Source organism: Pseudovibrio sp. Ad5, assembly GCF_001623095.1.
Taxonomy (GTDB): domain Bacteria; phylum Pseudomonadota; class Alphaproteobacteria; order Rhizobiales; family Stappiaceae; genus Pseudovibrio.
Window position 1 is genome coordinate 103,585 of sequence record NZ_LMCH01000061.1, and the last position, 15,058, is coordinate 118,642.

Here is a 15,058-nt window from a genome sequence, read left to right on the forward strand (position 1 = left end):
TTATAATAGAAAATAAGAATAAACTTTACTTACAATTTTAACTTAATGCAAAACATAGGTACCGGTTTCCGTCATTTTTCGAATTCTTTCGAATTTCAATCTTTATTTCTCATACCCTTATTTTTTGTAGGACAAAAATTCAAAGGCATATTTTTGCCACATCCTCTCCATATTTGAGTTCGCGTCATACGGGAAAAATCCTTGGGATAAACTATTAGCAATTTTAAGTTAGCTACTATTGGCACAAGGAGTAGAATCAAAAAGAAGCATTAAAGCCGGAGAAAAACGGGCGTACTTCTACTTATTCTTACAATTGTATATCTCATGTAATTTTATCTAAATTAGCACATTAACCATCCAATTCTTAGTAGGCAGCATTTTCCTACTTAGAAAAGAAATGTATTCTCCTAGAACTTTAGATAAATAACAGAGCTATACTCTCAAATACTCGTCACAATTCGACTACAATTTTACCACAATGCGTGTCTTTTTTCGGGCAAGGATACCACGTTATCAGGGGGATATACCTAACTGTGGGATGTGTTTCATCTCAGGTTATGTACTATTGCGTTTCAACTTAAACAAACCTATTTGCACATCCAGAAAAGATCGGCTCGTGCAGGAGACACAATGTTAATTACAGTAATAGGCAGCGGCTACGTCGGGTTGGTTTCAGGCACGTGTTTTGCTGATTTTGGTCATGAGGTCATCTGCGTTGATAAAGCAGAAGACAAGATTGAAAAGCTGAAGAACGGGCAAATCCCAATTTACGAGCCGGGTCTGGAAGAGCTGGTTGCCAGCAATGTGAAAGCTGGCCGCTTGAGCTTTACAACTGAGCTACCTGACGCGGTTCGTAAAGCCGACGTTATCTTCATCGCAGTCGGCACCCCTTCCCGCCGCGGAGATGGGCACGCCGACCTTAGCTACGTGTATGCAGCGGCTGAAGAGATCGCAACGTCCCTTAATGGCTTTACAGTCGTTGTCACTAAATCGACTGTTCCGGTTGGTACGGGAGATGAAGTCGAGCGCATTATTCGCGAAGCAAATCCAAATGCGGATTTTGAGGTTGTTTCAAATCCAGAGTTCTTGCGCGAGGGTGCTGCGATTAATGACTTCAAACGCCCTGATCGTATTGTTGTCGGCCTTTCTCATGAACGCGCAAAATCGGTTATGACTGAAGTCTACCGTCCTTTGTATCTCAACCACTCTCCAATTCTGTTCACCAGCCGCCGCACCTCTGAGCTGATCAAGTATGCCGGCAATGCCTTCCTTGCGATGAAGATCACGTTCATCAACGAACTTGCTGATCTGAGTGAAGCAGTTGGAGCAGACGTTCAGGATGTTGCCCGAGGCATCGGTCTTGATAATCGTATTGGTGGCAAGTTCCTGAATGCTGGCCCTGGTTATGGTGGTTCTTGCTTCCCGAAAGATACACTTGCGCTTGTTAAGACTGCGCAGGACTACTCCAGCCCTGTACGCCTGATTGAGACCACTTGTTCAATCAACGATCAACGCAAACGTTCTATGTCCAAGAAAGTAGCAGCGGCTATTGGTGGGGATGTTCGCGGCAAGAAAATCGCAGTGCTTGGCCTGACCTTTAAGCCAAACACAGACGATATGCGCGACAGCCCTGCCCTTTCCATTATTCAGGCGCTTCAAGACAAAGGTGCTGACATTCACGCCTATGATCCTGAAGGTATGGATTCAGCTGTAGAGCTTTTAGAGGATGTTACATTCGGAAGTAATGCCTACGAGATTGCAAAGGGTGCACATGCTCTGGTTATTGTGACCGAGTGGGATGCGTTCCGCGTTCTCGACTTCAGCCGCCTTAAAGACGAGATGGCGACTCCAGTGCTCGTGGATCTCAGAAACATCTACGGCAAAGACGAAGTTGCAAAACACGGCTTCTCTTACACCTGTATTGGACGTCCTGACGAAGAAGTCTAAACAATAAGGTCCCGGCGAATTATGTGTTTTGCCGGGACTTTTCTCGCCTCCCACAATCCATGCCCAATTTTTATGTGCTGTTACCAAAGAGGTGACAATTGCGGTTTGCTTTCAACACACCAATCATGCGAATTTTAATTATCGCGTGAGCAGATTCTCTCAGGGCTAATCCCAAGAGCTTTATGAGCTGAGAGCAATCTGCATTTTGGAAGATTGTTGGAGCCTATCCTAGTTGCTTTACAAGCATAAAAACAGACGAGAGCGTATAGCCTCTGGTTGGCCATGGAACGTCAAAATTCCTCGCGCTGTTGCTTTGCTTGTTTGCTTGTGCCTTTCATTCAGCAGCTTTTCGCAAGCCTATGCCTTTGAACTTTTCGGATACCATCTCTGGGGTGAAAAAGCCGAGAGTGATGAAGATAGCTTAGCTGGTGTGCCAGACCCGACACCTTACACGGTTGAGTTCCGTGTTGTTGGGGAACATGAAGACCAGCCGAGTGAACTTGAGGAAGAGCTGCAGTCCGTCAGTCTTTTGGTTCAGGACGTCAAGAAGCTTCCGTCTGGCGCCAGTGGCGTTCTCGCCCGCGCAACTCAGGACTTTGAACGCCTGATTGGTAAGCTTTATGAAGATGGATATTATGGTGCTCTGGTTCAAATCACCGTAGCAGGATCACCACTTAATCAAGCCATCCTTCATCCTGAGAAGATTACAGAGCGCCCTATTCCTATTCTCGTGGAGATTAACAGAGGTGTTCAGTTTCACTTTGGCAATGCAGATGTAAATTATAAAGGTTCGGCAACAGAGAATGGTCTTGACCTGCCCAACGCGCAGTCACTCGGCCTTGTCGAAGGAATGCCAGCACTTTCAGCTAAGGTGTTGGAAGCAGAGAAGCAGGCCATTAAGTTCCTTAAGGATGAAGGATATCCATTTACGAAAGTGGGGAACCGGCAGTTACTGGCCAATCACGCCAGTCAAACGCTCAAAGTTAAACTGGATGTTGTCAGTGGACCATATGCGCGGTTTGGTCCGGTTTCTGTATCCGGCACAGTCAAAATGGATCCTGAGTTTGTTCGCAATTACGCAAACCTTCCTCGCGGTGCGCAGTGGGATGCCAAAGCTATCTCTCACGCACAGAGCAGACTGAGGGATCTGGAAGTCTTCTCCAGCATTCGCTTTGAACCTGATGACCAGCTTGATGCGAACGGTGAACTGCCTCTGACGATTGTTGTGGCAGAACGCCCACGGAAAGTTTTTGGAATTGGTGCCAATTACTCCAGTAATGAAGGCGTTGGTTTTGATGGATACTGGCGACACCGCAATCTGTTTGGAAAAGCGGAGCGACTTTCAGTAACCGGCGCAGTCGGCCAGCTTCTTGCCGTAAATAACGAGCAGATTGAGTATGCCGCCCGCGTCACCTTTGAAAAACCCGGTGCGATTGGACCGTTGACCGCTTTTTCAACCAGCGTCGCTGCCGTTCAGGAAAACCCAGATAACTATCGCAGCACGTCATTTACATACGATGCTTATCTATCCCGTGATTTTACAGAGGCTTTGAGCGGCCGAATTGGTGCAGAAGTCTATTTTGCCAATGAACGGGACGTTTTTGGCCAGAATGATTACTTCCTATTGGGAATTCCTGCAGACCTGACTTACGACACACGCAATGACGCTTTGAACCCGACCAATGGTATTGAAGCCAAATTATTCTTTGAACCAGCCTATGACGTGCTTGGTGATACCGAAAACCTGTATTCTCAAGGCTCGATTGCCAGTTACCTGCCGATTGTAGGTACGGACCGTGTTGTTTTAGCTGGCCGCGTATCAGCTGGCGCAATTATCGCCCCGTCGGTTCAGGATGTCCCCGCTGCACGGAGGTTCTTCCTTGGAGGTGGTGGATCAATCCGAGGGTATGCTTACAAAAACGTGGGGCCGCGTTTGGATGACGAAGTTACGGGTGGGCGCAGTTTCATGCTGTTTAATGGTGAAGTCAGAACAAGAATTACCGAAAACATTGGTCTCGTCGGATTTGTAGATGCAGGCGCTGCATATTTGACCCAGTTTCCAAACTTCGATGAGCCCTTCAGCGTAGGTGTTGGCGGAGGGGTGCGCTATTTCACACCTGTTGGCCCTTTGCGGCTTGATGTTGGTGTCCCACTTGAACCTCAGCGCAATGATCCGCCGTTTGCAGTCTATATTGGTTTAAGTCAGTCCTTCTAATCAGCACCGCCTACAGAAGGCATGCGTTAACAAGAGAAAGATCAAAGAGCGAATGCAACTGGTCCGACGTATCACAATGACCCTTGGCAAAATACTAGCCCTTCTTCTCGTGCTGGTACTTGTGGTTTATGCGGGACTTGTGGTGACAACTAGTTTTCAAGCAGGTCGCCAATTCCTCGGATCAACTTTGAGCTCTTTTTTGCCAGATGTGAGGATTGATCAACCTCGCCTGACCGCTTCCGGCAATCTGTTTGCAGATGGGGTCTATCTTTCCGATGCGAAGGGCACATGGCTTGAAATTCACAGTGCTTCAGTTCGATGGTCACCGCTTTCGATTCTTTTCGGCGCACTTGATATTCACGAAGTCGCAGCACAACGGATTGCATTAGCACGATTGCCAGAAGCTACGGAAAATCCGGTTTCTGAACCTATCCCTACTGAAGAAACAGGCATTACCCTACCTTTCAACACCATTGATCTCCAAAGCCTCAACGTCAAAGAACTTGCCCTCCCCGCTTCTATTGCCGGGATGTCTGCTCAGTTCGAGATCACGGGCACTGCGACTTATGCGAGTTCTCCTGACAAAATTGCCGGCAAGCTCAACATTTCACGCACTGGCGACGTTCAGGGCACAGCAAGCATTAACGTCGATTTTGATCCGGCAGATGGCGTAGTCAATTTCCGTGGCATGGTCTCTGAAGCAGCCAATGGGCTGACTGCCAATCTTCTTGACCTTCCGGATGCACCGAGTTTTGCGCTAGTTATGGAAGGTGGCGGCCCGCTGACAAACTGGTCGTCTTCATTACAAGTAGATCTGAATAGGGTTCGAGCCATTGATGGTGAGATTACTCTTGCGCAAAATGGAACGCAGAAGTCACTAACTACACATTTATCGGGGGAACTCGAGCAGTTTCTTCCCTCTTCTATCTCCAGCCTATTTGCGGGGCAGACTACGTGGTTTGCAAACGCGACACTCAATGAAGATTATCTGCCGCTTTCAGCAACCGGAAAGCTTTCAACCGGTGCGATCTTAGCGCATTTGGAGAACACATACGCAACTGACAAGAACTCTTTGATAGCGAAGATCCAAATCCAGACACTTGAGAGCAACACTAAACCACTTCTCATCAAGACTGGCGAGCAGGCTGTTCAACTGGATACTTTGTCTGTGACTGCATCGGCTTCGGGACCGCTTGAGAGCCTGAATTGGGAGCTCTCTGTTCAGGCAGATAAGATTCAAACACAAGAAGCGGATCTGGGGGCGCTTAGCCTTTCTGCAAAAGGTGATGGTGCACACATTTCCGCGCAGATGATGTCCATCCCGCTTGAAGCGCTTCTCCAAGTTAGTGGTGTCCATCTTGCTGGAGCTTCACAAGACCAAAACATCAAGAATATAAGTGTTTCGCTCAAAGGTACAGTGTTTCCAAATCAGGAGAAACTAAAGCTAAGCGACTTACATTTGGAGAGTGATGCAGCGGCTGCACGGTTTAATCTGGTAGAACTCTCGCCGAGCAACGGACAGGCACAGGGCAATCTTTCTGTATCTGACCTTAGCCTTCTGTCAAGATTTGTGCAGCAAAACGTAAGCGGCTCTGTTGAGGCTCAATTATCTTTACTGGCGGATTTCCAAAAACAATCTGGAGAGATCAATCTCAAGGGAACCAGCAGCCGTGTGAGTCTGCAAAATGAGCGCGTTGACCGAATTCTCACTTCCCCGGGTAGGTTTTCTGCCAAGCTTGCAGCAACCCTTGATAGCACCGACCTGCTCGCTTCATATGGCCGACTGGAAGTCCTTTCCTTTGAGAACATGTTTGGACAATTTGAAGCTCATGGCAGTTTGCAAGATCGTCAGCTGGATGGTGCATTTTCTGCCCAAGTGCATCAACTCGATCTGCTGGAGCCCCGTGTAAGTGGGGCCCTCACTGCCAGCGGGAAGGTTTCAGGTAATGCTTCTGCACCTGAAGTGACACTTGAAATACACTCTGACCGGATTGAGATGGATGGCACTCCCTTAGAGAAGTTGCAGCTTATTGCAGATGGGACGCTTTCTGAAACGGCCCCCAATGCGGACATCAATCTCACAGGCAGATTTAAAGGGGAAGAGCTTGTTGGCAAGTTCAAGCTGCTGAGTGAGGCTGGCAAACTGTCTGTTCCAACGCTGGATTTTGATTTGGGCGGAAACAAACTCAGTGGCAATGCACATGCTGCTGATCTTGCGCTTCTACCACAAGGTTTGGTTGGGCAGTTCACCATTGAAGCCAATGATCTGAGCACTTTGTCATCACTGGCCTTGACCGAGATGGAAGGTCAGGCTCATGGACAAATCGATATTGAGCAGGACAACGGAGATGCCAAGATCTCATTTGATCTTAACAGCGAAAACCTTCGGTTTGCGCAAAGTTCCATCATGTCCTTTGTCGCAAAAGGCTGGATAGACAAACCTTTCACACGCCCAGCTGCAAATGCGAACATTGCGCTCGATGGTGTTGAAGTGGAAGGGGTAAACCTGAGATCGTTGACATTAAATGCGACACCTGTTGAAGGCAAGGCAAGTGCAGAGGTTGCAACTGGCTTTTCCATTAATGCCGAATTCGCTGAAAACAACGACCAAGTTCAAAGCACAGGGCTGGTGCAAGCTGTTCCCGAAGGGATCATTCTTACGCTGAACTCTCTTAATGGCCGCTACAAGGGGATCCAGACAAACCTCAAGCAACCAGCAGTGATTTCGCTACTTGAAGACAAACGGACTGTGTCCTCCTTTGAGCTGGCTCTTGGCAGTGGCTCTTTAAATGTTTACGGGAGCAACAGCAATCAGCTCGACATCAACGCCGAACTGAAGCAGCTGCCACTTTCCATAGCGAATGCCTTTGTTCCAAGCCTTGCCTTGGATGGTGCTCTCAACGGGACCGTTCGCGCCTTTGGAGAGAACGACGCACCTCAAGTCAGCTGGCGGCTTGCGTTGAGCCAATTTTCAGCAAAGCCGCTTCAGGATAACCGCATCCTCCCACTTCAGATTGAGAGCACCGGCTCATTTGCTGACAACAAAATTGACCAGAAAACCACCATCGCCAACAGCTCAGGCTTGAACGTTGAGGCTTCAGGGGCAATTGGGCTTGCAGATGGTCAAGAAGTGTCTTTGACCACGGCTGGCAACATCCCCCTTGATGTGGTGGGAGCCAAGTTGATCGAGCAGAATTTGGGTGGCAGTGGTGGCTTTCGTCTCAGCGGCTCAGTTTCCGGCTCCCTCATGGACCCTCAGATCGCCATAGATATCCAGCCTGTGAACCTTGAGACCACGCAGCTCTCAACTGGCATGACGCTGACAGACTACTCAGGTGACATTAAGGTCACACGGCAAGAGATTGCGATCAATAAATTTGCTGCCAAGTTCAGCAATGGTGGCACGTTGGTACTTGATGGCAAACTTGGGCTGGGTTCAGGCCTGCCTGCTCAAATAGAACTCACGATTGATGGTGGCCGCTATGTTGACGGGACATTTGTTAGTGCATTGATTGATGCCAATCTTGCACTACAGGGCTCTCTTGCCGATGCAGGCGCCCCTCCTGCAATTTCGGGCAAAGTCACCATTAACCAGGCAGATATTGAAATACCGAGCTCCTTTAACTCCGGTATCAATCCTGTGATCGTCCGGCATTTGAATGCGCCCAAGCCTATCCTCAAACAAGCAAAGATCCTTGCTCAAGATGAAGGGCGGGAAAACGCCAAGAAAAACGAGCAACCCAGCCCGATCTCGAAAGCCAGTTTGAATGTTGACGTGGAAGCACCAGGCAAAATCTTCATCCGTGGGCGCGGCGTCAACGCTGAAGCTGGCGGATCACTTAACATTGGCGGCCAGCTCGACAATGTGAAAACCGTGGGCGCTTTCTCTCTGGTGCGTGGCCGTATCGATATTCTGTCAAAACGCCTGACACTCAGCCGCGGTAATGTGACGTTTAGTGGTTCTCTTGTACCAACACTCGATTTTGCGGCAACGACAACATCTGGCTCAACGGAAGTGACTGTTCTGGTGAGTGGACCTGCTGATATGCCGGTGATTGATTTCACTTCAGTCCCAAGCCTGCCAAAGGATGAAGTCCTTGCGCAACTGTTGTTTGGCGAGTCTGTCAACGATCTTTCACCAATTCAGCTGGCAAGCCTTGCAAGCGCGATCGCAACGCTAACCGGAGGCACTGGCGTGGAAGGGCCATTGGGCACACTCCGCAATCTACTGGGTGTCAGCGACATCGATATCAAATTTGATGCAGCAGGAAATCCAGAACTGGCCGTTGGCGGCTATATAAGTGAGCGGATTTATCTGGGCGTAACACAGGAGCCGACAACAGGTGACAATGCAGCAACTGTTGATATTGATGTCACGAAGTTCCTGAAGCTTCGTGGTGAAGCCGGCTCCGACGGAGATGCAAAAGCCGGCTTCTACTATGAGCGTGAGTACGACTAAGTCGACGGCCCGGCGAGGCGGACGGCCTCATCGTAAATTGGCTTTGGCAGGTTGATGCCGTATTGCTCTGCTTTTTCACGCGCAGCAAGACGAGATGTTCCTGGTAAGCGAGCGCCCTGCTCTGCCTCAATCGCAGCAACAAGTGTTTGCATGCGCTCAGCGAACAAACCGCCAGAGACAAGATCAGCGTTAATTGCCAGAATAACCTGACCAAGATCAGGGGCGTTGCCCTCTCCTGAGAACAGACTGAACGCTTCAAAACCAAATGCAGCTCCGCACAGGCCAGCTGCCATGATCTCAATCATCATGGCCAACGCCGCTCCTTTGGCCTCTCCAATAGGGATCATGGTTCCTGCAAGCGCCGCCTCCGGATCGGTGGTTGGCTGTCCGTCTTTATCCAGTGACCAACCTTCCGGGATGGATTTTCCTGTTCGCTGCGCTGCCATGATCTTTCCGCGAGCGACACGTGAGAGTGCCAGATCAATGACAAGTGGCTCTCCGTCTCCATTAGGAGCTGCAAATGCAATTGGGTTGGTTCCGAACATGGGGTTCTTACCGCCATAGGCTGCAATTGCCTTCGGGCCATTGCCAAAAATGAAGGCAGCCATTCCATCTCGCGCCAAGCGCTCACAGTGTGCCCCTGCTTGCCCAAAGTGGTGAGAGTGACGGATCGCACTCAAAGCCAGTCCATTCTGCGAGGAGGCGTCTTTTAGAAATGGCAATGCAACTTCAATTGCGGGATAAGCAAATCCGTATTTGGCATCAATCCGCTGCACAACCGGAGTGACCAACTCTGCTTCCGGTTTGGCAAAGCCGTCTACTTTGCCGGTTCTGGTTTGGGCGGTGTAGGATGGAATTCTGGAAAGGCCATGCCCTGCCTGGCCATCTGCCTCTGCGTTCACCAGAGCCTTTGCAACGATCTTCGCAATTGCAGGATCTGTTTTGTTGGCAGACAAAGCATCTTCAGTAAGTTTGCGTGCTTCTTCTAATGAGAGATTGACCGTGTCTGACATGGAATACCCCTAGCTATTTGAGTTCTTAAGCACGTCGCTCCTGACACATTTTGCGGATAAGCACAATTGCGCGCGTTTCTTGCAAAGACAGAAATGCGGATTGGGTTTGCTCATTTGAGCGGAGCAGATGACATTTCAACAGGACAGGCACCCGCAAGTTTGCAGGAATGACATTATTCCATTTTTTCCGCCCAACTCATCTCTATCTCATCCCCGTAACGGCTTATAACTGCATGAGTTTTGGTTCTATGCGTATTCCATTGAGAAAGAGACAATCGTTACGCACCCTGATTTCCATTGCAGAATGGATCAATCTTTGTAAATCCTATGGGGACTAGGTGTTTTTCCTAGATCTACCACTTATATGTGTAGGTCAGATAAAGCCATTGTTAGGTCTTGTTTTTCTATCTCTCCTCATTGCCTGGCGAGATATGACTTCATCAGGAGATACTCATGAGTACGACACTCTCAGCAACCAAAGGAATTCCGCTCCTACGTGAAGCTTGTCTCATAGGGGGAAAATGGGTCAGCGGTGATGAAAGCCATTCCATCCTCGTAAACAATCCAGCTACAGGCGAAATTATCGGGCGTGTGCCGCGTTTTGGCCGCCCTGAGACTGCGGATGCAATCGATGCAGCTCATACAGCTTTTGCCATCTGGTCAAAGATGACGGCTGCCCATCGCTGCAACCTGATGCTGCGGTGGGCAGACCTGATCATTGAGAACCAGAAGGACCTTGCAGAGCTGCTCACTGTTGAAATGGGTAAGCCGCTGGCTGAATCTACCGGTGAGGTTGCTATCACAGCCAACTACATTCGTTTCTTCGCTGAGGAAGGTAAGCGGGTTTATGGCGATGTGATCCCGTCCCCTTGGAAAGACCGCCGTATTATGGTGACCAAGGAGCCCATCGGCGTTGTCGGTGCCATTACCCCTTGGAATTTCCCAAGTTCCATGCTTGGTCGTAAACTGGCTGCAGCTCTTGGTTCTGGCTGTACTGTTGTGGCAAAACCAGCAAGTCAAACGCCTTATTCTGCTTTGATCCTGGGTGAACTTGCGGAGCAGGCTGGAATTCCAACTGGTGTGATCAATATCATCACCGGCTCTGCTGCTCAGATTGCTGATGAACTTTGTGAGAACGACAAGGTCCGCAAGATCACCTTTACCGGATCTACTCCAGTGGGTAAGCAGCTTGCCTCCAAAGCATTGGCCAACATGAAAAAGGTCTCTATGGAGCTTGGCGGCAATGCGCCGTTTATCGTGTTTGATTCAGCTGATCTCGATAAGGCTGTCGAAGGTGCCATTGCATCCAAGTTCAGAAATTCCGGTCAGACTTGTGTCTGCGCAAACCGCATTTATGCTCAGGCTGGAATTTACGACGAGTTCTCAGCAAAGCTGAAGGCTGCCATTGAAGATCAGCTGCGCGTTGGCGATGGTCTGAAGTCGGGTACTAACCAAGGCCCTCTTATTGATGAGTACGCTGTTGCGAAAGTCGAAGAACTGATCGCTGATGCCGTTTCTAAAGGCGGTACAGTGGTGACAGGCGGCAAGCCAGATGCTCAGGGTGGCACGTTCTTCGAACCGACACTTCTGCTTAATGCGACCCCAGACATGAAGGTTGCCAAGGAAGAGACCTTTGGTCCATTTGCCCCTGTCTTCAAGTTTGAGAGTGAAGATGACGTGGTCAAAATGGCGAATGACACAGAGTATGGCCTCGCTTGTTACTTTTACACTCAAGATTTGGGCCAGACCTTCCGTGTAATGGAAGCATTGGAATATGGTCTTGTTGGCGTAAACGAAGGTGTGATCACGACCGAATATGCTCCGTTTGGCGGTTATAAAGAAAGCGGAATGGGGAACGAGGGCTCCAAATACGGCGTGGATGACTACATCAATATCAAGTACTCTTGCATTGGCGGGCTTGGCCTTTAACGATCAATATTAATTTTGTGGGAGCCGGAGTGTTCATCGCTTCGGCTTTTTCTTTTTGAGGACTGCTTTCGTGATTATCGAAGAAGAACGCTGTACGGCTGCTCCAACACTTAACGGCGAGCGCATTATCATGCGGGCTCACCAAACTTCAGATTTTGAGGCATGCTGCGCTTTGTGGGCAGATTCTGATGTGGTTCGCTATATTTCGGGGAAGCCTTCCAGCCCAACGGATACGTGGGGGCGCATCCTCAAGTATGCCGGGCACTGGAGCCTCTCTGGTTTTGGGTATTGGGCTGTGATTGAGAAAAACAGCGGAGAGCTTATTGGCGACGTTGGTTTTTCTGACTTTAAGCGAGACATCACTCCGAGCCTTGATGGGTTTGCAGAAGCTGGCTGGGTGATCTCGCCTAAGTTTCATGGCAAAGGTTATGCCCGGGAGGCTGTTGAGCTGAGCCTATCCTGGCTGCGCAGTTCCAGACTGTTTCCTGAGGTTCATTGCATTATTGCCCCTGAGAACACAGCCAGTGTCAGCCTTGCTAAGCGTGTTGGCTTTGAGAAGTCCACGGATGGGTCTTATCTCGGACAACCGACCCTTTTCATGAAGCAAAGCTTTACTTAAACCAAAGAGCCCAACCTGTATCCGCCGGGTTGGGCTTGTTCATTTTCTGCGTTCCTGTATATCCTTTAGCTAATGATCCATTCAGGCTGAGTTATGCAGAAATACGATAAGATTTACGCCAAGGACGAAAGTTACTTCGGCCATACCTCCAAGCAGTTTACAACACTGTTCTCAAACCTCGACTTTGACACCGGCACAATTCTCGATCTGGGTGCAGGCCAAGGACGCGACGCGATCTTTCTTGCTAAGCGCGGTTATAATGTAATTGCTGTCGACAGCTCCAAAGTAGGTCTGGATCAATTGCAGGAACGAGTAGACACGGAGAAACTCCCGATTGAGGTTGTTCACGTGGATGCACTTGGTTACACGCCCCCGCAAGATCTTGATGTAATTGTTGCTGACCGTTTCTTCCACGAGTTGCCGAACAATGTGCGCGTCAAACTTCTGCAGCGTATGCTCAGTCACCTTCGCGTTGGTGGCTATATGCTTATCGCTGATGAAAAGAGCGTTCTGCCGAACCTGCGCGACACTCTGAAAAAGGAAAAGTTTGAGTTCCTACGCGATAAAAACGGCATCCTCTTTACTTACAAGCCATAGCCACCCGATTGGAGGCGCATACGTGTGCCTCCCTTCCCCATTTTTATTACTAGAGTTTCTAACTGACAGATCACACACGAAAGTATGATGTAAAACCCTTATATTTTTGCAGTTGTATCGGCTGGTTTTACAATCTCCATTATATTGCCACAGTGACAACTCATTTCCGCAACAATGTTTGCAAAAATTGGCGATATTGCTGACTTCCTCGTGATTGTGCACCTGGGATGAACAATGCGTTTAATTGCAATTCCCAGAACATCTGCCAATTGTATGCCCAAGATTGAAATTCACAGTTCAACATAATTGGAGATTACAATGAAATCAGTTCGCTTTGGAATGCTCGCAGTCGCAGCTTCTTTCCTCGCTACAGCAGCGGTTGCTGAACCTGTTGCTTACGACGTTGATATGTCCCATGCAAATCTCGCTTTTAACTACAACCACCTCGGCTATTCCACCACCGATGGCCGTTTTGCTACTTGGTCCCCTACTCTGATCATTGACGAAGCAAACCCGGCGAATTCTAAGGTGGACGTTGAAATTGACGTCAACTCTCTCAACACATTCTGGGAAGCTCGTGACACCCACCTGAAGAGCGCTGACCTGTTTGATGTTGCTAAGTTCCCATCAGCAACATTCAAGTCCACCAAGGTTGAACAGGTTGGTGAGAAGAAGCTGGAAGTGACTGGTGATCTGACCATCCGTGGCATCACCAAACCAACTGTCCTTGAAGTTGTTGTAAATCAGCTTGGTGAGCATCCAATGGCGAAGAAACAAGCTGTTGGTCTGGATGCGACTACCACGATCAAACGTTCTGACTTTGGCATGGCGATGGCTGTTCCTTACGTATCAGACGAAGTGAACATCAACATCAGCTTCGAAGCGACTGTTAAGTAATGTTTCCGGCCTGTCGGATGCTGAGAACGCTCTGACGGGTCTGGTCGAACTTTGAGAAGGGGCAGCAATGTCCCTTCCCTCGATCAAAAGGCCTTTTCCATGATCAGGAACACTCGATCAGCCTATGGCATCGTGGCAATTGCATTACACTGGACCATAGCAACGCTTATCATTGGTATGTTGGGATTTGGCCTCTATATGGTCACGCTACCGATTTTCGAACCTGCAACTTACTCTCTTTATCAGCTTCATAAGTCCATTGGTTTTGTCGTTTTGGCACTGGTATCATTGCGCATCCTTTGGAAAATCACTGGTATCACACCTGACTTACCTGCCGAAATGCCGGTTTGGGAAAAGCTTGCTGCGCATTTGGGTCACATCAGCTTATATGCCCTGATGTTGCTGATGCCGCTGACAGGATGGTTGCTGGTTTCGTCCAGCCCGCTTGGACTGCCGACAGTTTTCTTTAACCTCTTTCAGATTCCGCATCTACCAACTCCTGAGTTTTTGGGGCAAAAAGCAGATGTATCTGCGTTCTTCACCGCAGTGCATGGCTGGGCTGCGTATGCGTTTATCGCAGTGATCCTTGCACATGTTGGAGCTGCCCTTAAGCACTACTTCATATCCAAGGATAAAGTCTTACAGCGTATTTTGTCCTCAAAAGCCTAATTTGAGGATCTGGAGAAAACCATGAAACGATTGACCGAAATGTTCTTTAAAGCCGGTGTATTTCTGACCTTCATCTTGGTAGGAGCTGCTTCATCTGCCTTTGCAAATGAATGGTCAGTGGATCGCAATAAGAGCACGCTTGGCTTTGAGGTCATCAATAACGGAAACACCGTTACGGGCACTTTTGCCACCTGGAATGCTAAGATCATCTTCGACAAAGAAGAACTCGACAAAGCCCAGATTCAAGCAACAATCATCACTGGAAGCGTAAAAACAGAAGATGCACAGGCAGCAGGTGCAATCACAACCCCACAGTGGTTGGATATCTCCAGCTTCCCTGATGCAGTATTTCGCTTAGATAACGTTGTTCCTGCAGGTGGTGATCTCTATGAGGCTGCAGGTACGCTGGAGCTTAAAGGCGCAAAAATCGCTATTTTCTTGCCCTTTACGCTGACCATTGAAGGTAAAACCGCTCACGCAGTTGGTGAAGCAACGTTATCTCGCAGTGACTTCAAGATTGGTGATGGTGTGCCAGACAGCACTGTCAGCAATAAGGTGACTGTGAAACTCGACCTATACGCCACTCGTTGATGGATTGCGCCAAAGAGAGCCTTGCATTTTCCACCAAGTCTCTCGACAATTCGGCGTAATCTAACAAATTTGACAAGTTTTGAAGGCTGAGGGGCTTTGCCCCTCGGCTTTTTCTCTATAAA

General features: G+C 48.9%; 10 protein-coding genes. 9 read left to right on the forward strand and 1 reads right to left on the reverse strand.

The features are described from left to right. The first annotated feature begins 630 nt into the window (after positions 1–630). From PsAD5_RS18515 to PsAD5_RS18525, 3 genes are all read left to right on the forward strand, one after another. Complete coding sequence (locus PsAD5_RS18515) at positions 631–1,947, forward strand: UDP-glucose dehydrogenase family protein (RefSeq protein ID WP_063293158.1); 1,317 nt, start codon at positions 631–633, stop codon at positions 1,945–1,947. Between the two features lie 232 nt (positions 1,948–2,179). Continuing rightward, positions 2,180–4,162, forward strand: coding sequence for an autotransporter assembly complex protein TamA (locus PsAD5_RS18520; RefSeq protein ID WP_208988699.1), 1,983 nt, complete (start codon positions 2,180–2,182; stop codon positions 4,160–4,162). Between the two features lie 52 nt (positions 4,163–4,214). Then, positions 4,215–8,621: a translocation/assembly module TamB domain-containing protein gene (locus tag PsAD5_RS18525; protein ID WP_063293159.1), complete on the forward strand. Its 4,407-nt coding sequence runs from the start codon at positions 4,215–4,217 to the stop codon at positions 8,619–8,621. On the opposite strand, the gene PsAD5_RS18530 is transcribed toward PsAD5_RS18525, so the two are convergent. Next, on the reverse strand, positions 8,618–9,634 hold the full coding sequence (locus PsAD5_RS18530) for an Ldh family oxidoreductase (RefSeq protein WP_063293160.1): 1,017 nt from the start codon (positions 9,632–9,634) through the stop codon (positions 8,618–8,620). The two genes, PsAD5_RS18525 and PsAD5_RS18530, sit on opposite strands and share 4 nt — an antisense overlap. A gap of 453 nt (positions 9,635–10,087) precedes the next feature. On the opposite strand from PsAD5_RS18530, the gene PsAD5_RS18535 reads away from it, so the two are divergent. From PsAD5_RS18535 to PsAD5_RS18560, 6 genes are all read left to right on the forward strand, one after another. Beyond that, positions 10,088–11,563 carry an NAD-dependent succinate-semialdehyde dehydrogenase gene (locus PsAD5_RS18535; protein ID WP_063293161.1) on the forward strand — a complete coding sequence of 492 codons (1,476 nt, stop codon included), beginning with the start codon at positions 10,088–10,090 and terminating at the stop codon, positions 11,561–11,563. A gap of 70 nt (positions 11,564–11,633) precedes the next feature. Further along, positions 11,634–12,182 (forward strand): GNAT family N-acetyltransferase, encoded by a 549-nt coding sequence (locus tag PsAD5_RS18540; protein ID WP_063293162.1) that lies wholly within the window; start codon positions 11,634–11,636, stop codon positions 12,180–12,182. 93 nt (positions 12,183–12,275) lie between these two features. Then, entirely contained in the window at positions 12,276–12,779 is a 504-nt protein-coding gene (locus PsAD5_RS18545) for a class I SAM-dependent methyltransferase (RefSeq protein ID WP_063293163.1), read from the forward strand. Between the two features lie 318 nt (positions 12,780–13,097). Next, positions 13,098–13,676, forward strand: a complete 579-nt coding sequence (locus tag PsAD5_RS18550; RefSeq protein ID WP_063293164.1) for a YceI family protein — start codon at positions 13,098–13,100, stop codon at positions 13,674–13,676. 99 nt (positions 13,677–13,775) lie between these two features. Then, positions 13,776–14,345 (forward strand): cytochrome b, encoded by a 570-nt coding sequence (locus PsAD5_RS18555; protein ID WP_063293165.1) that lies wholly within the window; start codon positions 13,776–13,778, stop codon positions 14,343–14,345. A 21-nt stretch (positions 14,346–14,366) separates the two neighbouring features. Continuing rightward, positions 14,367–14,936, forward strand: coding sequence for a YceI family protein (locus PsAD5_RS18560; RefSeq protein ID WP_063293166.1), 570 nt, complete (start codon positions 14,367–14,369; stop codon positions 14,934–14,936). Positions 14,937–15,058 lie beyond the last annotated feature (122 nt).